A 22,755-nucleotide genomic window follows, 5' to 3' on the forward strand; every position below is an offset into this window, starting at 1 on the left:
AGGAGCGGGGGGACGGCCATGTTGTCTAGACCAGTGTTGCACGCAGCCGGCCCCCGCGAACCGTCGCGTTCAGGACTTGTGATTGTTTCTTTTCGGGGCATAAGGCCCGGCCAGTGGCCCTGTCCACCCTGCCGCGAGCGCCTGTCCGGCGCCATTCGGCCCGCTGCCGGATAACCTGACGAATGTGGACGACTCCGCGGTGGCGAACCCCGAGCAACCGGACTATCCGCAGCACTGGGAGGCCGACATCCTGCTGCGCGACGGCGGCACGGCCCGGATCCGGCCGATCACGCCGGACGATGCCGGGCGGCTCGTGGAGTTCTACGAGCAGGTCTCGGACCAGTCCAAGTACTTCCGCTTCTTCGCCCCCTACCCCCGGCTGTCCGACAAGGACGTCCGCCGCTTCACCCACCACGACTTCGTGAACCGGGTGGGCCTCGCGGTGGTGATCCGGGACCACTTCATCGCCACCGTCCGCTACGACCGGATCGACGCCGACGGCCGCCCGTCCGACACCGGTACGGAGGCCGAGGTCGCGTTCCTGGTGCAGGACGCCCACCAGGGCCGCGGGGTGGCCTCGGCGCTGCTGGAGCACATCGCCGCGGTGGCGCAGGAGCGCGGGATCCGCCGCTTCCAGGCGGAGGTGCTGCCGGAGAACCGGAAGATGGTGAAGGTCTTCACCGATGCCGGCTACACCCAGCGCCGCAGCTTCGCCGACGGCGTGGTGCACCTGGACTTCGACCTGGAGCAGACCGACCGCTCGTTGGCGGTGATGCGGGCCCGCGAGCACCGCGCGGAGGCGCGGTCGGTGCAGCGGTTGCTGACGCCGCGGTCGGTGGCGGTGATCGGGGCGTCCCGCCATCCGCAGACGGTGGGGCGGGCGATCCTGCGGGACCTGCTGGGCACCTTCGAACCCGAGCCCGCCGCCCCCGAGCCCGCCGACCGGGCCGACGCCGGGGAGCAGCAGGCCGGGGCAGAGCAGGGCAGGGAGCAGCAGGTCGGGGTGCAGCCCCGCCCGGTGTACGCGGTCAACCGCAACGCCCCGCCCGGCACGGTGCTGGACGGCGTCCCGGTGCACCGCTCGGTCCTGGACATCCCCGGCCCGGTGGACCTCGCGGTGATCGCCGTCCCGGAGGGCGCCGTGCCCGCGGCCGTCGCGGAGTGCGGTGCGCACGGGGTGCAGGGCCTGGTGGTGGTGACCGCCGGCTACGCGGAGACCGGGGTGGACGGGCGGGACCGCCAGCGCGCCCTGGTGCGGCAGGCCCGGGCGGCGGGGATGCGGGTGGTCGGCCCGAACGCGTTCGGCCTGATCAACACCGATCCGGCCGTCCCGTTGAACGCCTCGCTGGCGCCGCACCTGCCGGGCCGCGGCGGTTTCGGGATCTTCTGCCAGTCCGGCGCGATCGGCGTGGCGCTGCTGGAGGCCGCCCACCGGCGCGGTCTCGGGGTGTCCTCGTTCGCCTCGGTCGGCAACCGGGCGGACGTCTCCGGCAACGACTTCCTGCAGTACTGGGCGGAGGACGACGCCACCGAGGTGGTGCTGCTCTACCTGGAGTCCTTCGGCAATCCGCGCAAGTTCACCCGGATCGCGCGGCGGCTGGCCGCGGTGAAGCCGATTGTGGTGGTGAAGGGGGCCCGGCACACGGGCAGCCTGCCGCCGGGCCACGCGGTGCCGGCGACCGCGACCGGGCTGCGCGACGCGACGGTGGACGCGCTGTTCGAGCAGGCAGGCGTGATCAGGGTGGAGACGATCACCGAGCTGTACGACACCGGGGAGCTGCTGGGCCTGCAGCCGCTGCCCCCGGGGGACCGGGTGGCGGTGGTCGGCAACTCGGACTCGATGGGACTGCTGACGTACGACGCCTGTCTGAGCGCGGGGCTGCGGCCGCGCACCCCGGTGGACCTGACCACCGCGGCGACCGGCGAGAACTTCCGGATCGCGCTGGACGTGGCGCTGAGCGACCCGGCGGTGGACGCGGTGATCGCGGTGGCGATCCCGCCGATCGGCACGTCCGCGCACGCGTTCATGGGCGGTCGGCTGACCGGCCCGGACGACCCGGAGATGGGCTCGGACGATCCGGAGATCGCCACCGCGCTGCTCGAAGCCGGTCTGCGGGCGCGGGAATTGGGCAAGCCGCTGGTGCTGGCGCACCTGGCGCTGACGGATCTGCCGGCCCGGCTGCGTCCGGGCGGCGTCCCGGCGTTCGCGGCCCCCGAGCGGGCGGTGCGCGCGCTGGCGAACGCCGTGCACTACGCGCAGTGGCGCCGCCGGACGGCGGTGGCGGAGGAGACGGCCCGGGTGCCGGAGCTGGACCGGATCGACGAGCCGGGGGCCCGTGCGCTGGTCGAGGCGGCGTTGAGCACCCGGACCGCGATCGCCGCGCGGACCCAGCCGGGCGGTGCCCGGATCACGCTGCCGGACGTCGGGGCCCGTGAGCTGCTGGCCCGCTACGGCATCGACGTCTCCCCGACGCTGCCGGCGCCGGACGAGGAGACCGCGGTGCGGGCGGCGGAGGCGCTCGGTTACCCGGTGGCGCTGAAGGCGACGGCCCCGCACCTGCGGCACCGCCCCGACCTGGGCAGCGTGCGGCTGGACCTGACCGGTGAGCCGGGTCTGCGCCGGGCGCACCGCGAGCTGGACGCGTTGCTGGGCGGCGCGGCGCAGGCGGAGCTGGTGGTGCAGCGGCTGGCGCCGCGCGGGGTGGACACCGTGATCGGTGCCACGGTGGATCCGGCGGTCGGCGCGATCCTGTCGTTCGGCCTGGCCGGGGCGCCGGCGGAGCTGCTGGGCGACGTGGCGCACCGGCTGGTTCCGGCCACCGACCAGGACGTGGCGGGGCTGGTGCGGGAGGTGCGGGCGGCGCCGCTGCTGTTCGGCTGGCGGGGGGCGGAGGCGGTGGACACGGGCGCGCTGGAGGAGCTGCTGCTGCGGGTGTCGCAGCTGGTGGACGACGTGCCGGAGGTCGCCTCGGTGGATCTCGAACCGGTGGTCGTGGCCCCGTACGGGCTGGCGATCCTGGGGGCGCGGGTGCGGCTCGCGCCACTGCCCGTCCGCAGCGATCTGGGCCCGCGTGCCATGAGCACCCTGTAACCTTCCTTGGTTGTGCCCGGCCGTCGGGCGCTGTTGTCCGAAGCTCGGCGCCGTGCCGCCCGCTTCGTCGGCGGACCATGCCAGGATGGAGTTATGGCGAAGACCGGTACGACCACCACTCAGGACCTGCGCTCGGCGATCGAGCGCAGCGGCTACTACCCGGCCCTGGTGTCCGAGGCGGTCGAGGCCGCGGTGGGCCCGGAGCCGATCAGCTCGTACCTGGTGCACCAGGAGACGACCTTCGACGCCAACGAGGTGCGCCGGCACGTGACGGTGCTGGTGCTGACCCCGACCCGGTTCGTGGTGAGCCACACCGACGAGCAGTCGGGGGACGGCGGCAGTCCGGCGGTGCCGTTCGCGACGACGTCGACGGAGAGTGTCCGGCTGGACCGGATCGGTTCGGTCGTGCTGAGCCGGATGGTGGCGAACCCGGAGACGTACACGCCGGGGACGCTGCCGCGCGAGGTGGTGCTGACGATCGGCTGGGGTGCCGTGCAGCGGCTGGACCTGGAGCCGGCGGGCTGCTCGGACCCGAACTGCGAGGCGGATCACGGCTACACGGGGTCGGCGACGGCTGACGACCTCTCACTGCGGGTGAGCGAGGCCGGTGACGGCCCGGAGACGGTCGCGCAGGCTCTGGTGTTCGCCCGTGCGCTGTCCGACGCGACGATCAGCAACGGCCCGCGGGTCTGAGCGCCGCCGCCTCCGTCCGCTACTGAATCCGGTTCCATGTCCTTCGCACCCGCCGACGGCTACGACGCCTTCGAGATCCTTGACCCGGCCGCGGCTCCCGCGCCCCCGTACGGCAGCGGTTCGCTCTGCGACCTGCTGCCCTCGGTGGCGGCGGGGCTGGGGGTTCCGGGCTTCACCGCCACCCTGCCGATCGCCCCGGCGGACCGCGTGGTGGTGTTCCTGGTGGACGGCCTGGGCTGGGAGCTGCTGCTGCGGCACCCGGAGTACGCGCCGTTCCTGTCCTCGTTGGCGGCCGGTTCGCTGGGCGGCTCGGGCCGCCCGCTGACCGCGGGTTTCCCGTCGACCACGGCGACCTCGCTGGCCTCGGTCGGGACGGGCACCCCTCCGGGGCTGCACGGCCTGGTCGGGTACACGGTGGCGGTGCCGGGCGCGGGGTACCTGATGAACCAGCTGCGCTGGCAGCCGCACACCGACCCGGGGGCGTGGCAGCCGTACCCGACGGTCTTCGACCGGACGCACGAGGCGGGGGTGGCGACGGCGCAGGTGTCCTCCCCGTTGTTCGCGCAGACCCCGCTGACAAGGGTGGCGCTGTCCGGCGGCACCTTCCTGGGCCGGACCACCGGCATGGAGCGGATGGATCTGGCGGCCTCCTGGCTGGCCGAGCACGACCGGGCGCTGGTGTACACCTACGTCAGCGAGCTGGACGGTGCGGGCCACCGGTTCGGGGTGGACTCGGACGAGTGGCGGATGACGCTGGACGCGGTGGACCGGCTGGCCCGCCGACTGGCGGAGCAGCTGCCGCCGCGTTCGGCGATGTACGTGACGGCGGACCACGGCATGATCGACATCGCCCCGGAGGACCGGATCGACTTCGACGAGGACTGGGAGCTGGGCGCCGGCGTGGCCCTGCTGGGCGGTGAGGGCCGGGCCCGGCACGTGTACGCGGTGCCCGGCGCGGCGGCCGACGTGCACGCGGTCTGGAGCGAGGTGCTGGGCGACCGGATGTGGGTGGCGACCCGGGACCAGGCGATCGACGCGGGCTGGTTCGGCCCGGCTGTGGACGAGCGGGTGTACGGGCGGATCGGCGACGTGGTGGCCGCGGCGCGGGACGACATCGCGATCATCGCCTCCCGCAACGAGCCGGGGGAGTCCGCGATGGTCGGACTGCACGGCTCGATGACCCCGGTGGAGCAGTTCGTGCCCCTGCTCGAAGTCCGCGGCTGAGCGCTTCCGTTGACTCCTCTGTGCCCGAACTCCTCTGATTTGAAAGGCCTTTGCTCCACCCATGGCTGAACTGGTGTTCTTCTCGGGCACGATGGACTGCGGCAAGTCGACGCTGGCGCTGCAGATGGACCACAACCACACCGCGCGCGGCCGGCAGGGGATCATCCTGACCCGCAACGACCGGGCCGGTGCGGCCACCATCTCCAGCCGGCTGGGCCTGCGGGCGGACGCGGTCGAGGTCACCGACGACTTCGACTTCCACGCGCACGTGGTGCAGCGCCTCTCGGCGGGTGGCCGGGTGGACTACCTGATCTGCGACGAGGCCCAGTTCTTCGCCGCCGGGCAGGTCGACCAGCTGGCCCGGGTGGTGGACGAACTCGACATCGACGTCTTCACGTTCGGGATCACCACGGACTTCCGCACCCGGCTGTTCCCGGGTTCGCAGCGGCTGATCGAGCTGGCCGACCGGGTGGAGGTGCTCCAGGTCGAGGCACTGTGCTGGTGCGGCGCGCGGGCGACCCACAACGCCCGGACGGTGGGCGGCGTGATGGTGGTCGAGGGCGCCCAGGTGGTGGTCGGCGACATCACGGTCGACGAGGACGAGGTCAGCTACGAGGTGCTGTGCCGCCGGCACCACCGCCGCCGCCTCACCTCGGCGACCGCCCGGGCCTCGGTGCTCTCGCCGGACGTGCTGCCCTTCGAGGAGCAGCGGGCCTGACCGCGGGCGGCCCGGTGCCCGCTCGGGCGCGGACCGGGCGGCTCACAGCGCCTCGATCACCGAGAAGTGCCCGCCCTGCGGGTCGGCCAGCCGGGCGGCCCGGCCGCGCAGGGTGTCGTGCGGCTCCACCAGGACGCGGCCGCCGAGCTCGACGGCGTGCCGGGCGGTCCGCGTGGTGTCGCGGACGGCGAAGTGGACCCGCCAGCGCGGCGGGTGGCCGCGCAGTTCGGCGTGGTGCCGGATGCCGGCGACCGGCCGCCCGTGCACCAGGAGCGCGGACTCGCCGTCGGCGGGCCGTACGGGCCGGTCGAGCACGGTGGCGTAGAAGGCCGCGGCGCCGTCCGCGTCGGGGGTGAGCAGTTCGGCCCAGGCCGGTCCGCCGGGTTCGGGGCCGGCTTCGCGGCCGGTGTGCTCCTCGCCCTGCCAGAGCCCGAAGACGGCGCCGGAGACGTCGGCGGCGATGGCCATCCGGCCGGCCCGTTCGGCCTGCAGCGGGCCGACGGCGACGGTTCCGCCGCATTCGCGCACCAGTTGGGTGGTGCGGTCGGCGTCGTCGACGGCGAAGTAGGTGGTCCACTGCACCGGGAACCCGGTGGCGGTGGAGACGCCGAGGCCGGCGACGGGCTCCCCGTCGAGTTCGGCCCGTACGTAGTCGCCGAGTTGGCCCGGGCCCGGGCGGTAGGCCCAGCCGAGCAGGTCGCCGTAGAAGGCGCGGGCTCCGGGCAGGTCGTCGGTCAGCAGGCTGACCCAGCAGGGCGTGCCCTGGGCCAGTCGGAGTTCCACCGCGGGCAATGCGGGCCTCCTCGTGGGTGGTCGGCGCGCGGGGATCCTCGCGCGCGAGGGTGATGCTTCCACCCTGGCGGGCACCGAACCCTCGGGCCGCGCGGAAAGTCCGGCAAAGTCCGCACAAAGAGCGGTGGTTCGTCGGTGCTGCGCGACAATGGCCGCCATGACGACCTACAACGACGCTTCTCCGCTGATCTCCGCGGGCGCGCTGGGGGAGGCGCTCGCCTCCGTCCGCCCGCCGGTGCTGCTGGACGTGCGCTACCGGCTGGTCGGTGCCGCGGCCTCCGGCCCGACCGCGGCCGAGGAGTACCTGGCCGGGCACCTGCCCGGGGCCCACTTCGTCGACCTGGACCGCGACCTCGCGGCCCACCCGGGTGCTCCGGGCCGGGGCGGGCGCCACCCGCTGCCGGACCCGGAGGAGTTCGGTGCGGCGATGCGCGGATTCGGGGTGGACGCCGACCGCCCGGTGGTGGTGTACGACGGGGCGGCCTCGCTGGCGGCGGCCCGCGCCTGGTGGCTGCTGCGCTGGGCCGGGCACCGGGACGTCCGGGTGCTGGACGGCGGGTACGCGGCCTGGGTGGCGGCGGGTCTGCCGGTGACGGCGGAGGTGCCGGAGCCGGCGGAGGGCGACTTCAAGCCGGTGCCGGGGCGGTTGCCGGTGGTGGACGCGGACGGCGCGGCGGCCTGGGCGCGCGAGGGCCTGCTGCTGGATGCCCGGGCGGGCGAGCGCTACCGGGGCGAGACCGAGCCGGTGGATCCGCGGGCCGGGCACATCCCGGGGGCGGTGTCGGCGCCGACGGCCGAGAACGTGGACGCGGACGGGCGGTTCCGGTCGGCCGCGGAGCTGGCGGCGCGGTTCCGCGCGCTGGGCGCGGGCGAGCGGGAGACGGCGGTGTACTGCGGCTCGGGGGTGACGGCGGCGCACCAGATCCTGGCGCTCGAGGTGGCGGGCCTGCCCGCGACGCTGTACCCCGGGTCGTGGAGCGAGTGGTCGAGCGACGCGGCCCGCCCGGTGGCGGTGACCGGGCAGCCGGGCTGAGTCCGGGCACGCGGAAGGGGCGGGAGGCCGGGCCTCCCGCCCCTTCCGTACGGCGGTTACTCCTGCTTCTTGCGCCGGCTGCCGAAGACGATCTCGTCCCAGCTGGGCACGGTGGCCCGGCGGCCGGGGCGGACGCCGTCCGCCTCGGCCTGGCGGTCGGTGGTGCCGACGAGGCGTTCGCGGTGCGGGGCGACGGCCCGCGGCATCAGGATGTCGGCGTAGGCCGATCCCGCGCCGACGGCCGGGGCCGCGGCGGCCGGCTCCTCGCTCTCCTCGGCGACCTCGGCGGGCACCGGCTCGATCGGGGTGGGGCCGCTGACGGCGAGGTCGCCGCGGAAGGCGGGGACGACGTCGAGCAGGCTGGTCAGCGAGTCCCTGGCCTCGGCGGTGGCCTCGCGGGACTCGCGGACCTCACGGGCCGACATGATGCGGTCGGCGGAGGGCCGGTCGATCATCGGGCGGGGCGGCCGGTCCTGGGGGAGCCGGGCGATCCGCGGGATGAACGGGAAGACCGACTCCTCCTCGCGCTCGACGTTCTCGCCGATCAGCGCGCGGGCCTCGTCGTCGTTGGGCTGGACCAGGCGCCGGGGCGGGTCGTACGTCCACGACGCGCTGCGGCCCTCGCCGTCGGCCCGGTAGGAGAGGATGACCTCCCAGGTGCCGTCGTCGCGCCGCCAGGAGTCCCAGCGTTCGGTGTCCTTCTCCGCGCCGCGCAGCGCGAGCCGCTCGGCGACGGCCTCGCCGAGCTGGGGCCCGGTGGACTCGCCGTTGCGGCGGATGGCGGTCTTGCGGGCGCGCTCGGCCATGAAGGCGCGCTCGGCGAGCACCGGCCCCTCGAAGCGGCGGACGCGGTCGACGGAGATGCCGGCGGCCTGGGCGACCTCCTCCGCGGAGGCGCCTGCTCGTATCCGCGCCTGGATGTCCCGGGGGCGCAGATGGCTCTCGACCTCGATCTCGATCTGGCCGAGGCGCGGCCGGTCGCCGCGGATGGCGGCGCGCAGCCGCTCGTCGATGGGGAGGGTGTACTCCGTGCTGTCGGCAGCCTTGAGCACCAGCCGTGTGCCGTCGTTGCTGACGGCCACAACCCGCAGTTCGGGCACGGTTACCTCCCGGGTGGTGCCTGCCGACGTCACCTGCGTCGCTGCTCCCGTACTGAGTGTGGCCTGCCCGCTCGCGACTGGCCACAACCTTGCTGAGTTCCCCGGCGTGTCGGGCATACGCCCGGGCGCGCCACTGTGGCACGGTTGCCTTTTTGCCACGTCATCCGTCGACGTCGCGCCTGGGTGTCCCGGCCGTCCTCGCACGCGCAGTGAACGCGACGTTCCGGGACGGTCGTCGCCGTGCGTGCCTGGCCCGTGGCTCTTCGTCAAGCTGCCGGTACGGACGCAGTCGACAAGTCGACCCAAGGCTCAGGCTTTACGAACAGTACTCCATTCGTGGCATCCGAAGGGGCGGCTCGCCGCTCAAGTCTCCCGCGATTCACGGGAATCTCAAGAGCGCGCGCCCCTAATGGCGGACCACTGCCGGGTGAACGGTGATCATCTTCACATATATCGGGGGCGGAGAACCGCATTTTCGTCCCTTGTGTCCTTCTTTGGGCAAGATGGAGTGGCTTGTTCGAGGATCAGTCGTACGGACCGAGGGATGTTGATGCCGGAGCGGAACCCCGCCGAGGAGGGCGGCAAGGAGGATCGCAGGCGAATCGATCTGAGTGTGGCTCAGGTCGTGGCGAGTGCGTTGGCGACGGTGGCCGGGGCGCTGCTCGCCTCGGAACTCGGCGTGTACGGAACGATCCTGGGCGCGGCGGTGGTCAGCATCGGGGCCACCACCGGTAGTGCGGTGTTCCAGCACGTCTTCCGGCGCACCGGCGAGCAGCTGCGCGGGGCGGTGACGGAACGGGGGCCGGTCCACACCGCGAACGGACTGCGCCAGGTGCCGGCCGGCCCGGTGGGCCCGGCGCCCGTGGTGGAGTCGCCGGTGGTGGAGTCGCCGGTGGCGGTGCTCTCCGCGGAGTGGAACGAGCCGCGGGTGGTGCGGGCGCGCCGGCGCTGGACCTGGCGGACGTACGCGGCGGTGTCCGGGCTGGTGTTCGTGCTGGCGATGACGCCGATCGTCGCGTTCGAACTGGCCACCGGCCAGCCGGTCTCGGCGACGGTGAAGGGGCGGTCCGGCAACGGCACCTCCTTCGGCGGCGCCGTCACCCCCGGGTCCTCCACCCCTACCTCCTCCACGCCGCGGGAGGAACCGGAGCGGACGCCCCCGGCGCGCGAGCCCGGCGGAGCGGGTCGGTCGCCGTCCGCCGGGGCCACGGCCCCGGCGCCGACGGGGCCGAGCCGGGAGCCGAGCCCGAGCGGCTCCGGTGAGCCGGGCGGCGGGACGACCTCGCCCTCGGCGGGGCCGAGCACCTCGCCGTCGGCCGGCACCTCCCCGTCGGCGGGCGGCGGGACGCCGTCGGGCGGGGCCTCCTCGCAGCCTCCCGTCCCGAGCCGGACGCCGGCGGCGCCCCGGTCGGGGGCCGCGTCCTCGACGCCCTGAGGCCCGGCCGAGGTCAGGCGCCGAGCACGCGGCGCAGGTAGTCGTTGCCGAAGACCCGCTGCGGGTCGACCTCGTCGCGCAGCGCCGTGAAGTCGCCGAAGTGCGGGTACACGCCGGCCAGGTACTCGGCGTCGCGGGTGTGCAGCTTGCCCCAGTGCGGGCGGCCCGCGTGCGCGGTCATCAGCTGTTCGACGCCGGTGAAGTAGCCCTGGTCGGCGGTGCCCCGGTAGAGGTGCACCGCGATGTAGGCGCTGTCGCGGCCGGAGGCGGTGGAGAGCCAGAGGTCGTCGGCGGGGGCGAAGCGCACCTCGACCGGGAAGCTGACCTTCCAGTCGGAGCGGTCGACCAGGGCCTTCAGTTCGCGCAGCACCCCGGCGACGGCCGCGCGCGGCACCGCGTACTCCATCTCCACGAAGCGGACCTTGCGGGGGCTGGTGAACACCCGGTACGCCGTGTCGGTGTAGCTGCGGTCGGACCAGGCGCGGCTGGCCAGCGAGGCGATGGCGGGGATGCTGCCGGGGAAGCGCCGGCCGACCCGGCAGGCGCCCTCCCAGACGGTGTTGGAGAGGAAGTCGTCCTCCAGCCACTCCTTGAACCGGGGCAGCGGGGCGGCCGGGCCCTGGCTGCGGTTGTTGCGCTTGGTGGAGCAGCGGTCGGTGTGCGGGAACCAGTAGAACTCGAAGTGCTCGTTGACGGCGGTGAGGTCGTCGAGCCGTTCCAGCACCTCGTCGAAGGCCATCGGCTGCTCGTGCGCGGTGAGCAGGAAGGCCGGTTCGACGCCGAAGGTCAGGGCGGTGATCACGCCGAGGGCGCCGAGGCCGAGCCGGGCGCCCTGGAAGAGCCGCGGGTTCTCGGTGGGGGAGCAGTGCCGGACGGTGCCGTCGGCGAGGACGATCTCCAGGGCGCGGATCTGGGCGGCGAGCGAGCCGGAGTCGCGGCCGGTGCCGTGGGTGCCGGTGCTGGTGGCGCCGGCCACGGTCTGGACCTCGATGTCGCCCATGTTGGTGAGCGAGAGGCCCTCGCCGGCGAGGATCCGGTTGAGCCGGGCGAGCGGGACGCCGGACTCGACGGTGATGGTGCCGGCCTCGCGGTCGATGCCGCGGACGGCGGTGAGCGCGTGCGGGCGGAGCAGGACGCCGTCGCCGGCGGAGGCGATCGAGGTGAAGGAGTGGCCGGAGCCGACGGCCTTGACGGTGCGGCCCTGTCCGGCGGCCCGCAGGATCTCCCTGGCCAGTTCCTCCGCGGTGCCGGGGGCGGCGGACCGGGCGGGCCGGGCGCTCTGGTTCCCGGCCCAGTTGGTCCACCGGGCGGGCGTCACGGTACTGGTCTGGGGCATGCGCCGCCTCCTGCTCCGTGGCCGAACGGGTCGGCGCGGGGTCGGGGCGGCAGCGCCGCCCTACCCGCGGGTAGGGCCGCGGGTAGGGAGAGACTAGTCAGTTCACCGTTCGAGGTCTACGGGTTGTCCGGCCGCTTCGGCGGGCTCGTCGGAGCTGACTCCGGCGCGCAGCCGGCCCAGTCCGGCGAGCGCGGTGGCCACGCCGAGCGCACCGGCGACCAGCGGCACCCAGTAGCCCGCGGCGGCGCCGGAGGCGTCCACCACCCAGCCGCCGGCGGAGGAGCCGAAGGCGACGCCGAGGGCGAGCCCGCTGGTGGTCCAGGCCATCCCCTCGGTGAGCTGGGAGGCCGGGACGAGCCGCTCCACCAGGGCCATCGCGGAGATCAGGGTCGGCGAGATGGCGAGGCCGGCGAGCATCAGGGCGGCGCCGGTGGCGAGCAGCCCGCCGAGGCCCTGGACGGTCGAGGAGACGATCAGGACCGGGACCATGCTCAGGGCCATCAGCGTCACGCCGGCGAAGAACCGGGTGGACAGCGAGCCCCTGGGCTTGAGCGTGCCGTAGACCATGCCGGCCAGGCCGGAGCCGAGCGCCCACACGGCGAGGACGGTGCCGGCCAGCCCCTCGTGGCCCTGGGCCCTGGCGAAGGCGACGGTGACGATCTCGACCGAGCCGAAGATCGCGCCGGTGGCGATGAAGGTGAGCACCAGGACGATCAGGCCGCCGTTGAGGATGGCGCTGCCGCCGCTGCGGGAGGCGGCCGGGTGGACCGGCGGTTCGGTGCGGCGCTGGGCGGTGAACAGCGTGATGCCGACGGTGAGCGCGACGACGGCGGCGAGCACGCCGGACTCGGGAAGGACGTTGGTCGCCAGGACGACGGCGAGGATCGGACCGACCATGAAGCAGAACTCGTCGACCACCGCCTCGAAGGAGTACGCGGTGTGCAGCCGGCCGGCGTCCTCGCGGTAGAGGTGCGCCCAGCGGGCGCGGACCATGGCGCCGGCGCTGGGCATCACGCCCATGCCGACGGCGAAGAGGAACAGCGTCCAGGCCGGTGCGCCGAAGTGCGCGCAGAGCAGCAGTCCGATCGCGGCGGAGACGGAGAGCGCGGCGGCGGGGAGGGCCACCCGGCGCTGCCCGTACCGGTCGACCAGCCAGGACACCGCCGGTCCGAGCGCTCCGGCGGCGATCGCCAGGGTCGCCGAGACCGCGCCCGCCACCCCGAACGACCCTCTCTGCTCGGAGAGCATGGTCACGATGCCGATGCCGGTCATCGAGATCGGCAGGCGGGCGAGGAAGCCGGCCGAGGAGAAGGCCAGAGTGCCGGGGGCGGCGAATATCCGGCGGTAACTGGAGAGCACGGGGGAGCTCCGAGGGGTAAGGAACAAGGCTGGTCAACACAGCTTACGTACCTTGGCAAACGGTATTTTCCGGACACCCGCGCGGCCCAACCGCCGGTGTTCGGCCCCTCAATGGCAGGATCGGTGCCATGTCCGACGCGCGCAAACCCTCACCGACCGGCGCCGCCCCGTACGACGCCCTGCTGCTGCTCTCCTTCGGCGGGCCGGAGGCCCCCGAGGACGTCGTCCCGTTCCTGGAGAACGTCACCCGCGGCCGCGGCATCCCCCCGGAGCGGCTGAAGGAGGTGGGCAAGCACTACTTCCTGTTCGGCGGCGTCAGCCCGATCAACGAGCAGAACCGCGAGCTGCTCGCCGCGCTGCGCAAGGACTTCGCCGAGCACGGGCTGGAGCTGCCGGTCTACTGGGGCAACCGCAACTGGGCGCCGTACCTGGTCGACACCCTGCGCGAGCTGGCCGCCGACGGTCACCGCCGGATCGCCGTCCTCGCCACCAGCGCGTACGCGGGCTACTCGGGCTGCCGCCAGTACCGGGAGAACCTGGCCGAGGCGCTGGCCGCGCTCGCCGCGGAGGGCCTGCCCGAGCTGCGGGTCGACAAGCTGCGGCACTTCTACAACCACCCGGGCTTCGTCCGGCCGATGATCGACGCCACCGTGGCGGCCCTGGCCGAACTGCCCGAGCCGGTCCGGGACGGCGCCCGGCTGGCGTTCACCACCCACTCCATCCCGGACACCATGGCCGACTCCTCCGGCGCCCCGGACGACCCGGCCCGCGGCCGGCCCGGCGGTGCCTACGTCGCCCAGCACCTCGACGTCGCCCGGCTGATCGCCGAGGCCGTCGCCGAGCGCACCGGGGTCGCCGACCGGCCGTGGGAGCTGGTCTTCCAGAGCCGCAGCGGCGCCCCGCACGTGCCCTGGCTGGAACCGGACGTCTGCGACCACCTGGAGGCCCAGCACGCCGACGGCGCGCCCGCCGTGGTGATGGTCCCGATCGGATTCGTCTCCGACCACATGGAGGTCAGGTACGACCTCGACACCGAGGCCGTCGCCAGGGCCGCCGAACTCGGCCTGCCGGTGGCCCGCGCCGCCACCGTCGGCGCCGACCCGCGGTTCACCGCCGCGGTGCGCGAGCTCGTCCTGGAGCGCGCCGCCGCCGAACGCGGCGAGCCGGTGACCCGCTGCGCGCTCGGCGCGCTCGGCCCCAGCCACGACGTGTGCGCGGTGGCCTGCTGCCCCAACCCGCGCGCCCCGCGCCCGGCCGCCGCCGAGCGCTGACCGCCCGTCCCGAGGAGTCCCCCTTGTCCACCCCCGCCCTGCCCGACGACCGGCTCCTCGACGACCTGCTGGACGTCGCCCTGGACGCGGCCCGGCGGGCCGGCGCCCTGCTGCGCGACGGCCGGCCCGCCGACCTCGGCGTGGCCGGCACCAAGAGCAGCCCGGTCGACGTGGTGACCGAGATGGACCTCGCCTCCGAGAAGCTGGTCCTGGAGCTGATCACCGACCGCCGCCCGGAGGACGGCTACCTCGGTGAGGAGGGCGCCGAGCGGCACGGCACCAGCGGGGTGCGCTGGGTCGTCGACCCGCTCGACGGCACGGTCAACTACCTGTACGGACTGCCCTCCTGGGCGGTGAGCGTGGCCGCCGAGGTGGACGGCCGGGCGGCCGTCGGCGTGGTCTTCGCGCCGGCCCGCGGTGAGCTGTTCCAGGCCGTCCTCGGCCGCGGCGCCCACCTCGACGGCCGTCCGCTCGCCGCCCGCCAGGCCCCGCCGTGGGGCCAGGCGCTGATCGCCACCGGCTTCAACTACGTCCGGTCGGTGCGGGTCCGCCAGGCCGAGGTGCTGCAGGCCCTGATGCCCGAGGTGCGGGACGTCCGCCGCGGCGGCGCCGCCGCCGTGGACCTGTGCGACGTCGCCGCCGGGCGGCTGGACGGCTACTACGAGCGCGGACTGGCCCCCTGGGATCGCGCGGCCGGCTGCCTGATCGCCGCGGAGGCCGGCGCCCTGGTCGGCGGCCGCCCCGGCCACGGCCCGGACGGCGAGCTGACGGTGGCCGCCGCGCCCGGCGTGTACGAGCCGCTGCAGGAGCGGCTCGCCGCGCTGCGCGCCTGGGAGGACCGGGGCTGAGCTCCGGAGCGTCCCGGGGCACGGGAGCCCCGGGACGCCAGGTGCCCCGAGCGGGAACCGCCGTGAACGCGACGGGGCCCGGAACGCGAAGAGCCCTGGCATACGAGGGATGCCAGGGCCTGGGGTTTCGCACGGCCCCCGCAGGGCCGCTGGTGCCGGAACTCCGGCGACGGGTCGGGATCGGGTGGATCAGGCGGCGGTGCGGTGACGCTCCAGCACGGTGTCCACACCGTGCTCGGCGGCGAGCCGGCGCAGGTCGTCCAGCTCTGACTGCTCCACCTCGGCGAGGAACTCGTCCCCGGCCTCGATCGCGCGGTGCAGGTCCTGCTCGGCGTTGGCGATGCGCTGCAGGATTCCGGCCTTGAAGGCGTCCATACGGGCCCCCTTACTGTGTCGGACGTGCACGGTCGTACGTTCTCCGCCCTGAGGTTGCGTGGCCAGCGGTAGCGTCCGGGGAGGCAGGATCCTGATTCTCCGGTCGGGCGCGGAGACGGCCCGTCGGCCGCTCCCGGTGACGTCCCAGCCCCAGGGCCGGCGCGGATGAACGCACGGCGGGTGGGTGCGATCGGCCGACAGGCCAGATCGCGGGTGTGCAGCTGTCCTCCCCGCCGCAGGGGCGGGGAAACCTGTCGGCGCGAGAAAGTTGCCCGTGTCACAGTCCAACCGGACTGGTCCCGGTGCGAACGGTCACCGGTCGCCGGTTCCGCCCCGTGCCCGAGCGGCAGCTTATCGCTGCTTTACCGCAGGACCAGGCAGGATGGAGGCACCGTCGGAGCCGTGCGTCCGCTTCCGGGGCCGGCCTGGAGAAGGGACAACGACCGTGCGGGTTCTCGTCGTCGAGGACGAGCAGCTGCTCGCCGAGGCCGTCGCCACCGGCCTGCGCCGCGAGGCGATGGCCGTCGACGTGGTGTACGACGGGGAGGCCGCGCTCCAGCGCATCGCGGTCAACGACTACGACGTGGTGGTCCTGGACCGGGACCTCCCGCTGGTCCACGGCGACGACGTCTGCCGCAAGGTGGTCGAGCAGGGCCTGGCCACCAGGGTGATCATGCTGACCGCCTCCGGTGACATCAGCGACCGGGTCGAGGGCCTGGAGATCGGCGCGGACGACTACCTTCCGAAGCCGTTCGCCTTCAGCGAACTCGTCGCCCGGGTAAGGGCGCTGGGACGCCGTGCGACCATCCCGCTGCCCCCGGTGCTGGAACGCGCCGGGATCTCGCTCGACCCCGGCCGCCGCGAGGTGATCCGGGAGGGCCGCACCGTCCAGCTCGCCCCCAAGGAGTTCGCCGTCCTGGAGGTGCTGATGCGGGCCGGCGGTGCCGTCGTCTCCGCCGAGCAGCTGCTGGAGAAGGCCTGGGACGAGCACACCGACCCGTTCACCAACGTCGTGCGCGTCACCGTGATGACGCTGCGCCGCAAGCTCGGCGACCCGCCGGTGATCGTCACCGTGCCGGGCTCCGGCTACCGGATCTGACCGGATCCGGCCGGACCGCCCGGCCGGATCCCACCGGACCGCTCCGGACCACCGGGCCGGCCCGCACCGGATCCACGGACCCGGACGCCGGCCCGGTGGGACCCACCCATCCCGCGCCCGCCCCGGCGGGCGCCCCGAGAGGACCATCATGACCACCCCGCCCCCGGCCGGCGGGCCCTCCGGCGCGCCCGCCGGCGGCCCGCGCGCCGTCCCGCCCAAGCCACCGCACCCCCCGCGCGCGATCCGGCCGCACTACGTGCCCGGCGACGGCATGCTCGCCTGGCTGCCCTTCCGGCCGACCATCCGGATGCGGCTCACCCTGCTCTACGGCGGCATGTTCCTGATGGCCGGCGTCGTCCTGCTGCTGCTGATGTACGTGTTCTTCCAGGACGCGGTGCAGAACCTGGCGCCCCGCAAGTTCGACTTCGGCGACATCCGGGTCAGGGTCGGCGGCGTCTCGATGGACAGCGCGCAGTTCAACCAGGAGCAGGCCAGCGACTACCTGATGCGCTCCAACTCGGCGCTCAACACCCTGCTGCGCAAGTCGCTCACGATGCTGGTCTGCCTCGCCGTGATCGCCTTCGCGGCCGGCTACGCCCTGGCCGGCCGGGTGCTGCGCCCGCTCGGCCGGATCACCCGCACCGCCCGCGACGTCGCCTCCTCCGACCTGCACCGGCGGATCGAGCTGGACGGGCCGGACGACGAGCTCAAGGAGCTCGCCGACACCTTCGACGACATGCTGGACCGGCTGGACCGGTCCTTCGACTCGCAACGGCGCTTCGTCGCCAACGCCTCGCACGAGCTGCGCACCCCGCTGGCGATCAACCGCACCCTGCTGGAGGTCCAGCTCTCCGACCCGGCGGCCTCGCCCGACCTCCAGCAGCTCGGCAAGACCCTGCTGGCCACCAACGAGCGCAGCGAACAGCTCGTGGAGGGCCTGCTGCTGCTCGCCCGCAGCGAGAACGAGCTGACCGAGCGGCGCCCGGTGGAGATCTCCGAGGTGGCCACCCGCGCCCTGGAGCAGACCAGGGCCGAGGCGGAGCGGCGCGAGGTCGAACTGCGCGCCAAGCTCGATCCCGCCGTGGTCGGGGGCAACGGGGTGCTGCTGGAGCGGCTCGCGCTCAACCTGCTGCAGAACGCCGTCCGGTACAACACCCCGGGCGGCTGGGTCGAGCTGTCCACCGCGGAGGTGCCCGGCGGCGGCGAACTGGTGGTGTCCAACACCGGCCCGGTGGTGCCCGGCTACGAGCTGGAGCACATCTTCGAGCCGTTCCGGCGGATCAAGGGCGCCGACCGCACCCGCAGCGACAAGGGCGTCGGGCTCGGACTGTCGATCGTCCGCTCGGTGGTGCGCGCCCACGGAGGCGCCATCGAGGCCACTCCGCGCGCCGGTGGCGGGCTCACCATGCGGGTGCGCATCCCGAACCCCTGACCCGCCCCACCAGGCCCTTCCCGGGCCCCTCGGGCCGCCCGCCCCGCCGTGCTCCGTGAACGACCGTTCACAGCCGCCCCCGTCAGGCCGTCAAGACGACATAAGGCCTGGCGGGGGCGGCTTGTCTTTTCCGCCCCGAGCAACTTACGGTGTCGTAACCTACGGAACCGTAAGTGCGTCTGAAGACGTGCCCGCCCAACGCGCCCGTCCCAGCGCGTGCCGTCCCCCAGGAGCAAGACCGTGACCATCGCCCCCGTGCAGAGCAGCCCCTCGCTCGGATCGAGCGGCTGGACCGACGCGCGCCTGATCCTGGCCCTCGAAGAGGTCGTGGAGAAGGAGCTCAACCGCCACCTCGCGGTGGCCAAGGAGTGGATGCCGCACGAGTTCGTGCCCTGGAGCCAGGGTCGCGACTTCGACGGCGTGCTCGGTGGCGAGGCCTGGAACGTCGGGCAGTCCCAGGTGACCCCGCTCGGCCGGGTGTCGCTGGTGGTCAACCTGCTGACCGAGGACAACCTCCCCAGCTACCACCACGAGATCGCCACCATGTTCGGCCGCGAGGGCGCCTGGGGCACCTGGGTACACCGCTGGACCGCCGAGGAGGGCCGCCACGGCATAGCGATCCGCGACTTCCTGCTCGCCACCCGGGCCGTGGACCCGGTGGAGCTGGAGCGGGCCCGGATGAGCCACATGTCGGAGGGCTTCGAGTCCGACAACGCGCACAGCATGCTGCACTCGGTCGCCTACGTGGCCTTCCAGGAGCTCGCCACCCGCATCTCGCACCGCAACACCGGCAAGTTCGCCGGCGACCCGCTCTGCGACCAGCTGCTGGCGAAGATCGCCAACGACGAGAACCTGCACATGGTCTTCTACCGGAACCTGCTGAAGGCCGCCCTCGAGATCGCCCCCGACCAGGCGATGCGCGCCATCGCCGACGTGGTCACCGACTTCCGGATGCCCGGCCACGGCATCCCCGGCTTCGAGCGGGCCGCCGCGCAGATCGCCATCGGCGGGGTTTACAACCTGCGCATCCACCACGACGACGTGCTGCAGCCGGTGCTGCGCCACCTGCGCGTGATGGAGATCGGCGGCCTCGGCCCCGAGGGCCTGCTGGCCCAGAACGAGCTCGGGGTCTTCCTGGACGGCCTGGACGAGCAGGCGCGCAAGTTCGAGGAGCGCCAGGCCGCGCAGCTGGCCCGCCGGGCCGCCCGTCTGGGCGCCTAGAACCCCCCGCGGCCGTCCCCCGGCCGTCGTCGGCGGAGCCCCGCGGCGCTCGACAGGGCGCTTCGCGGGGCTGTCGACCTGGGTGGATTTTCCGTGGTTTGCCCCGGAAGATTCTGAACGTGACCAAGGTCACACCGTGTCGCTCCGTGACTTCGGGTGAACTCGGAGAGTGATCACTTGCGCGATGGTGTCGGTTGCGTTCCGTGATCAGATTTCCTGGGGCCGTTCGGGTGAAGGGTTGACCGGCGCCCCAGGTGGGCAAGGGATTCGGCGAGAGACCTCATGGCCTGCGCTTACTGTGCGTATCCGTCCTGCCGGGTCCCGAAAGGGGTGGCGGTGCCCCAGCGTGAGGCCCGCCACGTGCTGGTGGATCACCCCAACGGACCCCTGGCTGAGTGTCGATTGAGTAACAGGGCTTGAAGTAAGGCAAAATCTCCGCCTCGGGTCGGGCACAAGACCGGCCCCCCATGCGTTACGTGCGCTGGAGATACCGCACACACCGCACAACCCGGAGGGGGAGAGCGAAAAATGGCAACGGACTACGACACCCCACGCAAGACCGACGACGAGCTCAACGAGGACAGCATCGAGGAGCTCAAGGCTCGTCGTAACGACAAGGGCGGCGGCTCCGTCGACGTCGACGAGTTCGACGCGGCGGAGGGCATGGAGCTCCCCGGCGCCGACCTCTCGAACGAGGAGCTCGCGGTTCGGGTGCTGCCGAAGCAGGCCGATGAGTTCACCTGCATGAGCTGCTTCCTGGTCCACCACCGCAGCCAGCTGTACAGCGAGAAGAACGGCAACCCGATCTGCCGGGACTGCGGCGCCTGAGCACCGCGGCGGACAGGGCCCGGTGCCCGCGGCCACCGCGGGACCGGCACAGCGCCCCTTCCGGCCCCGGGCAGCGGGGCCGGACGGCAGGTCCGGACGCCGTCCTGAGGGACGGCTCCGGGAGGACCCGGTCGGCCAGGAGCACGACGGTCGGCACGAAGTCGTAGGGACGGTCCCGCAGCAGCGGAACCGTCCCTCTCCGTTTTCCGGACCGGGGGTCGCGCGCTCGCCGCGCGCGCCCCGGACTTACGTGCGGGCGCCCCGTCGGGCGTCCTCCAGGGCCTCGGACAGCTTCATCGGCGATCGGGTCGACAGGTAGAGGTACGGCGTCGGGTCCGCCGGGTCGGTCACCTCCACCCGCAGCGCCGTCGGGACGTAGCTGCGCAGCAGCATGAAGGCGCGCGGGTCGGACTTCGGCCCGCGCCAGGCCACCGCCTCGGCGGGGCTCAGCGGGTGCGCGGCGCCGAGGGCGTCCACCGGGATCCGGGCCTGCCCGGCCACCAGGGAGCCCTGCACCACGCGGATCCGGGCCGAGCCGTAGCTGCTGATGGCGACCGCGCCGGCGGCGATGCCCACCACCAGCCCGGCCAGCGCGGCAGGGCCGCTGACCCGGATCAGGATCAGCGCGAGCGTGAAACCGACTGCGACCGGAAGCAGCCACCAGGAGCGCGGCACCGTGAGGCGTTCGTCGTACATGCCCCCATTGTGGGCGCCCTGACGCCGGGGCCGGGACGCCACCCCCACCGGCCGCGCCCCTACCGCTGGGTAGGGTGGGGCCCCGTGACCGGTGCGACCACCCCCACCACCCCCACCGACCGGCCGGAGCCCGCGATGACACCGACCCCGACCACGCCGCCGCCGGACGCGGTGCTGCCGCCGCGCGCCCCCGAGGCACCCGCCCCCGGCACCCGGCTCGGCTCCCACTACGAGCACTGCTTCGGGTGCGGCCCGCAGCACCCCGGTGGCCTGCGGATCGACGCGGTCGCCGGCGAGGGCCTCGACGTCACCGCCGAGTTCGCCGTCCGCGACGTCCACCAGGGAGGCCCGGGCCTGGCCCACGGCGGCGTGCTGACGACGGCCATGGACGAGACCCTCGGCACGCTGAACTGGCTGCTGCACGCCCCCGCCGTCACCGGCCGGCTGGAGACCGACTTCCTCTGCCCGGTGCCCGTCGACTCCGTCCTGCACCTGCGCGCCTGGATCACCGGCGTGCACGGCCGCAAGATCTACAGCGCCGCGGAGGCGCGGATCGGCGGCCCCGCCGGACCGGTCGCGGTGCGGGCGCAGGCGCTCTTCATCCAGGTGAAGCTGGAACACTTCACCACGCACGGTCGTCCCGAGGACATCGAGAAGGTCCTCGACGACCCGGACCTGATGAAGCGCGCACGAGCCTTTGAGGTGAACCCTTGAGCGACACTCCCCGCCCGCCGCTGGACGTCCTGATCAGGCGCGTCGACCCCGAGCTGCCGCTGCCCGCCTACGCGCAGCCCGGCGACGCCGGTGCCGACCTGCGCACCACCGTCGACGCCGAGCTCGCGCCCGGCGAGCGGGCCGTCCTGCCCACCGGCGTCGCCATCGCGCTGCCGGACGGCTACGCGGCGTTCGTCCACCCCCGTTCCGGGCTGGCAGCTCGTTGCGGAGTTGCCCTCGTGAACGCCCCGGGGACGGTCGATGCCGGGTACCGTGGAGAGATCAAGGTGATCGTCGTCAATCTGGACCCGCGCGAGGGGGTCAGCTTCCGCCGAGGGGACCGGATCGCCCAGCTGGTCATCCAGCAGGTCGAGAAGGCCCGCTTCCACGAGGTGGCCGAGCTGCCTGGGTCGGCACGTGCCGAGGGCGGGTTCGGGTCGACCGGCGGCCATGCCGCGGTCTAGCATGCCCGCGGCCTCGCAGGAAGCCGAGCAGGTATTCGCATCGGTCTTGGACCGGGAAGGACAGTGACCGTGTTCCGTCGTCGCCAGAAGAGCGAGGACGCTGTCGAGCAGCTCGCCGACGACGCCATCAGCGCCGACGAGACGGCCGATGACGTCGAAGGTTCCGCCGAGAGCGAGAACGTGACCGAGCTGGACCCGGCCGACAGGGTCGGTCTCCCGCCGGCCCCGCGCCCGGACGGTCCGTGGGACCACTCCGAGCTGGAGAACCCCGAGGAGGGGCGGGTGGACCTCGGGGGTCTGCTGGTCCCCGGTGTCGAGGGCATGGAGCTGCGCGTCGAGGTCGCCGGAGACGCGATCGTCGCCGCGACCCTCGTCCTCGGCAACAGCGCCATCCAGCTGCAGGCCTTCGCGGCCCCGAAGTCGGAGGGCATCTGGGGGGAGGTCCGCGAGGAGATCGCCAACGGCATCACCTCGCAGGGCGGTCTCATCGAGGAGGAGGAGGGCCCGCTCGGCTGGCACCTCCGCGCCCAGGTCCCGGTGCAGCTGCCGGACGGCACCCAGGGGGTGCAGCTGGTGCGCTTCGTCGGCTGCGACGGACCGCGCTGGTTCCTGCGCGGTGTGATCTCGGGCCAGGCCGCCGTGCAGCCCGAGATGGCCGGGATCCTGGAGCAGGTCTTCCAGCAGACGGTCGTCGTCCGCGGTGAGAGCCCGATGGCGCCCCGCGACCCGATCGTGCTGAAGCTCCCCGAGGACGCCCAGATGGTCGCCGACGGTGGTGGGGCGGCCGCCGCTGCCGGCGAGGGCGAGAACCGCTTCGGCGGTGCCGCGCTCGACCCGTTCGCCCGCGGCCCGGAGATCACCGAGGTCCGCTGACCTGGTCCGCGTCGCACCGATCGCCCCCGTCCGGAGTGCCGGGCGGGGGCGATTTGCATGTGGCGGGCCCGGCCCCGTACAGTTCCGGAGTCGCCGCGAGAGAGCGGGGACAAGCGGAAAGCGAATCCGATGAAATGAAACTCCGGGAAAACG

The 22,755-nt window shown here is 73.7% G+C and carries 20 protein-coding genes and 1 pseudogene; 14 read left to right on the forward strand and 7 right to left on the reverse strand.

The features are described 5' to 3' along the window. The first annotated feature begins 184 nt into the window (after positions 1 to 184). From ACIA8Q_RS24495 to ACIA8Q_RS24510, 4 genes are all read left to right on the forward strand, one after another. A complete protein-coding gene (locus ACIA8Q_RS24495) occupies positions 185 to 3,091 on the forward strand; it encodes a GNAT family N-acetyltransferase (RefSeq protein WP_396317684.1) in 2,907 nt (968 codons plus the stop codon). 93 nt (positions 3,092 to 3,184) lie between these two features. Beyond that, entirely contained in the window at positions 3,185 to 3,784 is a 600-nt protein-coding gene (locus ACIA8Q_RS24500; protein ID WP_360212238.1) for a DUF5998 family protein, read from the forward strand. Between the two features lie 36 nt (positions 3,785 to 3,820). After that, the gene (locus ACIA8Q_RS24505; protein WP_360212236.1) at positions 3,821 to 5,008 is read left to right on the forward strand and encodes a nucleotide pyrophosphatase/phosphodiesterase family protein; all 1,188 of its coding nucleotides are present in this window, start codon (positions 3,821 to 3,823) and stop codon (positions 5,006 to 5,008) included. A gap of 61 nt (positions 5,009 to 5,069) precedes the next feature. Further along, a complete protein-coding gene (locus tag ACIA8Q_RS24510; protein WP_360212234.1) occupies positions 5,070 to 5,726 on the forward strand; it encodes a thymidine kinase in 657 nt (218 codons plus the stop codon). 42 nt (positions 5,727 to 5,768) lie between these two features. Here ACIA8Q_RS24510 and ACIA8Q_RS24515 read toward each other — a convergent pair whose 3' ends face one another. Continuing rightward, positions 5,769 to 6,509 carry a VOC family protein gene (locus ACIA8Q_RS24515; RefSeq protein WP_360212335.1) on the reverse strand — a complete coding sequence of 247 codons (741 nt, stop codon included), beginning with the start codon at positions 6,507 to 6,509 and terminating at the stop codon, positions 5,769 to 5,771. A gap of 166 nt (positions 6,510 to 6,675) precedes the next feature. On the opposite strand from ACIA8Q_RS24515, the gene ACIA8Q_RS24520 reads away from it, so the two are divergent. Next, complete coding sequence (locus ACIA8Q_RS24520) at positions 6,676 to 7,551, forward strand: sulfurtransferase (protein ID WP_360212232.1); 876 nt, start codon at positions 6,676 to 6,678, stop codon at positions 7,549 to 7,551. Between the two features lie 56 nt (positions 7,552 to 7,607). On the opposite strand, the gene sepH is transcribed toward ACIA8Q_RS24520, so the two are convergent. The 4 genes from sepH to ACIA8Q_RS24540 form a co-directional block, all read right to left on the reverse strand. Beyond that, complete coding sequence (sepH, locus tag ACIA8Q_RS24525; RefSeq protein WP_360212230.1) at positions 7,608 to 8,684, reverse strand: septation protein SepH; 1,077 nt, start codon at positions 8,682 to 8,684, stop codon at positions 7,608 to 7,610. Between the two features lie 585 nt (positions 8,685 to 9,269). Continuing rightward, positions 9,270 to 9,974 (reverse strand): hypothetical protein, encoded by a 705-nt coding sequence (locus ACIA8Q_RS24530; protein WP_396317685.1) that lies wholly within the window; start codon positions 9,972 to 9,974, stop codon positions 9,270 to 9,272. Positions 9,975 to 10,099: 125 nt separating this feature from the next. Continuing rightward, entirely contained in the window at positions 10,100 to 11,422 is a 1,323-nt protein-coding gene (locus tag ACIA8Q_RS24535) for a D-arabinono-1,4-lactone oxidase (protein WP_360212226.1), read from the reverse strand. A gap of 102 nt (positions 11,423 to 11,524) precedes the next feature. Continuing rightward, positions 11,525 to 12,781 carry an MFS transporter gene (locus tag ACIA8Q_RS24540; protein ID WP_360212224.1) on the reverse strand — a complete coding sequence of 419 codons (1,257 nt, stop codon included), beginning with the start codon at positions 12,779 to 12,781 and terminating at the stop codon, positions 11,525 to 11,527. 128 nt (positions 12,782 to 12,909) lie between these two features. Between ACIA8Q_RS24540 and ACIA8Q_RS24545 the strand changes: the two genes are divergently transcribed. Together ACIA8Q_RS24545 and ACIA8Q_RS24550 are read left to right on the forward strand one after the other, a co-directional pair. Continuing rightward, positions 12,910 to 14,052, forward strand: a complete 1,143-nt coding sequence (locus tag ACIA8Q_RS24545; RefSeq protein WP_360212222.1) for a ferrochelatase — start codon at positions 12,910 to 12,912, stop codon at positions 14,050 to 14,052. 23 nt (positions 14,053 to 14,075) lie between these two features. After that, complete coding sequence (locus tag ACIA8Q_RS24550) at positions 14,076 to 14,900, forward strand: inositol monophosphatase family protein (protein WP_360212220.1); 825 nt, start codon at positions 14,076 to 14,078, stop codon at positions 14,898 to 14,900. 189 nt (positions 14,901 to 15,089) lie between these two features. On the opposite strand, the gene ACIA8Q_RS24555 is transcribed toward ACIA8Q_RS24550, so the two are convergent. Then, positions 15,090 to 15,275 (reverse strand): hypothetical protein, encoded by a 186-nt coding sequence (locus tag ACIA8Q_RS24555; RefSeq protein WP_030057688.1) that lies wholly within the window; start codon positions 15,273 to 15,275, stop codon positions 15,090 to 15,092. 445 nt (positions 15,276 to 15,720) lie between these two features. Here ACIA8Q_RS24555 and ACIA8Q_RS24560 point away from each other — a divergent pair, with 445 nt between their 5' ends. The 4 genes from ACIA8Q_RS24560 to ACIA8Q_RS24575 all read left to right on the forward strand — a co-directional run bounded on the left by ACIA8Q_RS24560 (position 15,721) and on the right by ACIA8Q_RS24575 (position 19,855). Next, on the forward strand, positions 15,721 to 16,374 hold the full coding sequence (locus ACIA8Q_RS24560) for a response regulator transcription factor (RefSeq protein WP_030285473.1): 654 nt from the start codon (positions 15,721 to 15,723) through the stop codon (positions 16,372 to 16,374). Positions 16,375 to 16,522: 148 nt separating this feature from the next. Further along, entirely contained in the window at positions 16,523 to 17,806 is a 1,284-nt protein-coding gene (locus ACIA8Q_RS24565; protein ID WP_360212218.1) for a HAMP domain-containing sensor histidine kinase, read from the forward strand. 240 nt (positions 17,807 to 18,046) lie between these two features. Then, positions 18,047 to 19,027, forward strand: coding sequence for an acyl-ACP desaturase (locus ACIA8Q_RS24570; RefSeq protein WP_360212216.1), 981 nt, complete (start codon positions 18,047 to 18,049; stop codon positions 19,025 to 19,027). Between the two features lie 528 nt (positions 19,028 to 19,555). Beyond that, entirely contained in the window at positions 19,556 to 19,855 is a 300-nt protein-coding gene (locus ACIA8Q_RS24575; protein WP_030057692.1) for a DUF4193 domain-containing protein, read from the forward strand. A gap of 246 nt (positions 19,856 to 20,101) precedes the next feature. Here the strand turns inward: ACIA8Q_RS24575 and ACIA8Q_RS24580 are convergent, their stop codons facing one another. Beyond that, positions 20,102 to 20,551: a DUF3093 domain-containing protein gene (locus ACIA8Q_RS24580; protein ID WP_360212214.1), complete on the reverse strand. Its 450-nt coding sequence runs from the start codon at positions 20,549 to 20,551 to the stop codon at positions 20,102 to 20,104. Positions 20,552 to 20,686: 135 nt separating this feature from the next. Here ACIA8Q_RS24580 and ACIA8Q_RS24585 point away from each other — a divergent pair, with 135 nt between their 5' ends. The 3 genes and pseudogenes from ACIA8Q_RS24585 to ACIA8Q_RS24595 all read left to right on the forward strand — a co-directional run bounded on the left by ACIA8Q_RS24585 (position 20,687) and on the right by ACIA8Q_RS24595 (position 22,602). Then, positions 20,687 to 21,265 (forward strand): PaaI family thioesterase, encoded by a 579-nt coding sequence (locus tag ACIA8Q_RS24585; protein WP_360212333.1) that lies wholly within the window; start codon positions 20,687 to 20,689, stop codon positions 21,263 to 21,265. Then, a pseudogene (gene dut / locus ACIA8Q_RS24590) lies at positions 21,262 to 21,796 on the forward strand (dUTP diphosphatase). Before ACIA8Q_RS24585 ends, dut begins: the two are co-directional and overlap by 4 nt. Before the next feature lie 2 nt (positions 21,797 to 21,798). Continuing rightward, complete coding sequence (locus ACIA8Q_RS24595; protein ID WP_360212210.1) at positions 21,799 to 22,602, forward strand: DUF3710 domain-containing protein; 804 nt, start codon at positions 21,799 to 21,801, stop codon at positions 22,600 to 22,602. The last annotated feature ends 153 nt before the right edge of the window (positions 22,603 to 22,755 follow it).

This window comes from Kitasatospora sp. NPDC051705 (genome assembly GCF_044453265.1).
GTDB lineage: Bacteria > Actinomycetota > Actinomycetes > Streptomycetales > Streptomycetaceae > Kitasatospora.

Bases quoted from the DNA above. Each gene is read 5' to 3' on its own strand.
- ACIA8Q_RS24520 (WP_360212232.1), top strand. From the start codon at position 6,676: ATGACGACCTACAACGACGCTTCTCCGCTGATCTCCGCGGGCGCGCTG.
- ACIA8Q_RS24580 (WP_360212214.1), bottom strand. From the start codon at position 20,551: ATGTACGACGAACGCCTCACGGTGCCGCGCTCCTGGTGGCTGCTTCCG.
- ACIA8Q_RS24510 (WP_360212234.1), top strand. From the start codon at position 5,070: ATGGCTGAACTGGTGTTCTTCTCGGGCACGATGGACTGCGGCAAGTCG.
- ACIA8Q_RS24585 (WP_360212333.1), top strand. From the start codon at position 20,687: ATGACACCGACCCCGACCACGCCGCCGCCGGACGCGGTGCTGCCGCCG.
- ACIA8Q_RS24505 (WP_360212236.1), top strand. From the start codon at position 3,821: ATGTCCTTCGCACCCGCCGACGGCTACGACGCCTTCGAGATCCTTGAC.
- ACIA8Q_RS24535 (WP_360212226.1), bottom strand. From the start codon at position 11,422: ATGCCCCAGACCAGTACCGTGACGCCCGCCCGGTGGACCAACTGGGCC.
- ACIA8Q_RS24555 (WP_030057688.1), bottom strand. From the start codon at position 15,275: ATGGACGCCTTCAAGGCCGGAATCCTGCAGCGCATCGCCAACGCCGAG.
- ACIA8Q_RS24575 (WP_030057692.1), top strand. From the start codon at position 19,556: ATGGCAACGGACTACGACACCCCACGCAAGACCGACGACGAGCTCAAC.
- ACIA8Q_RS24500 (WP_360212238.1), top strand. From the start codon at position 3,185: ATGGCGAAGACCGGTACGACCACCACTCAGGACCTGCGCTCGGCGATC.
- ACIA8Q_RS24545 (WP_360212222.1), top strand. From the start codon at position 12,910: ATGTCCGACGCGCGCAAACCCTCACCGACCGGCGCCGCCCCGTACGAC.
- ACIA8Q_RS24565 (WP_360212218.1), top strand. From the start codon at position 16,523: ATGACCACCCCGCCCCCGGCCGGCGGGCCCTCCGGCGCGCCCGCCGGC.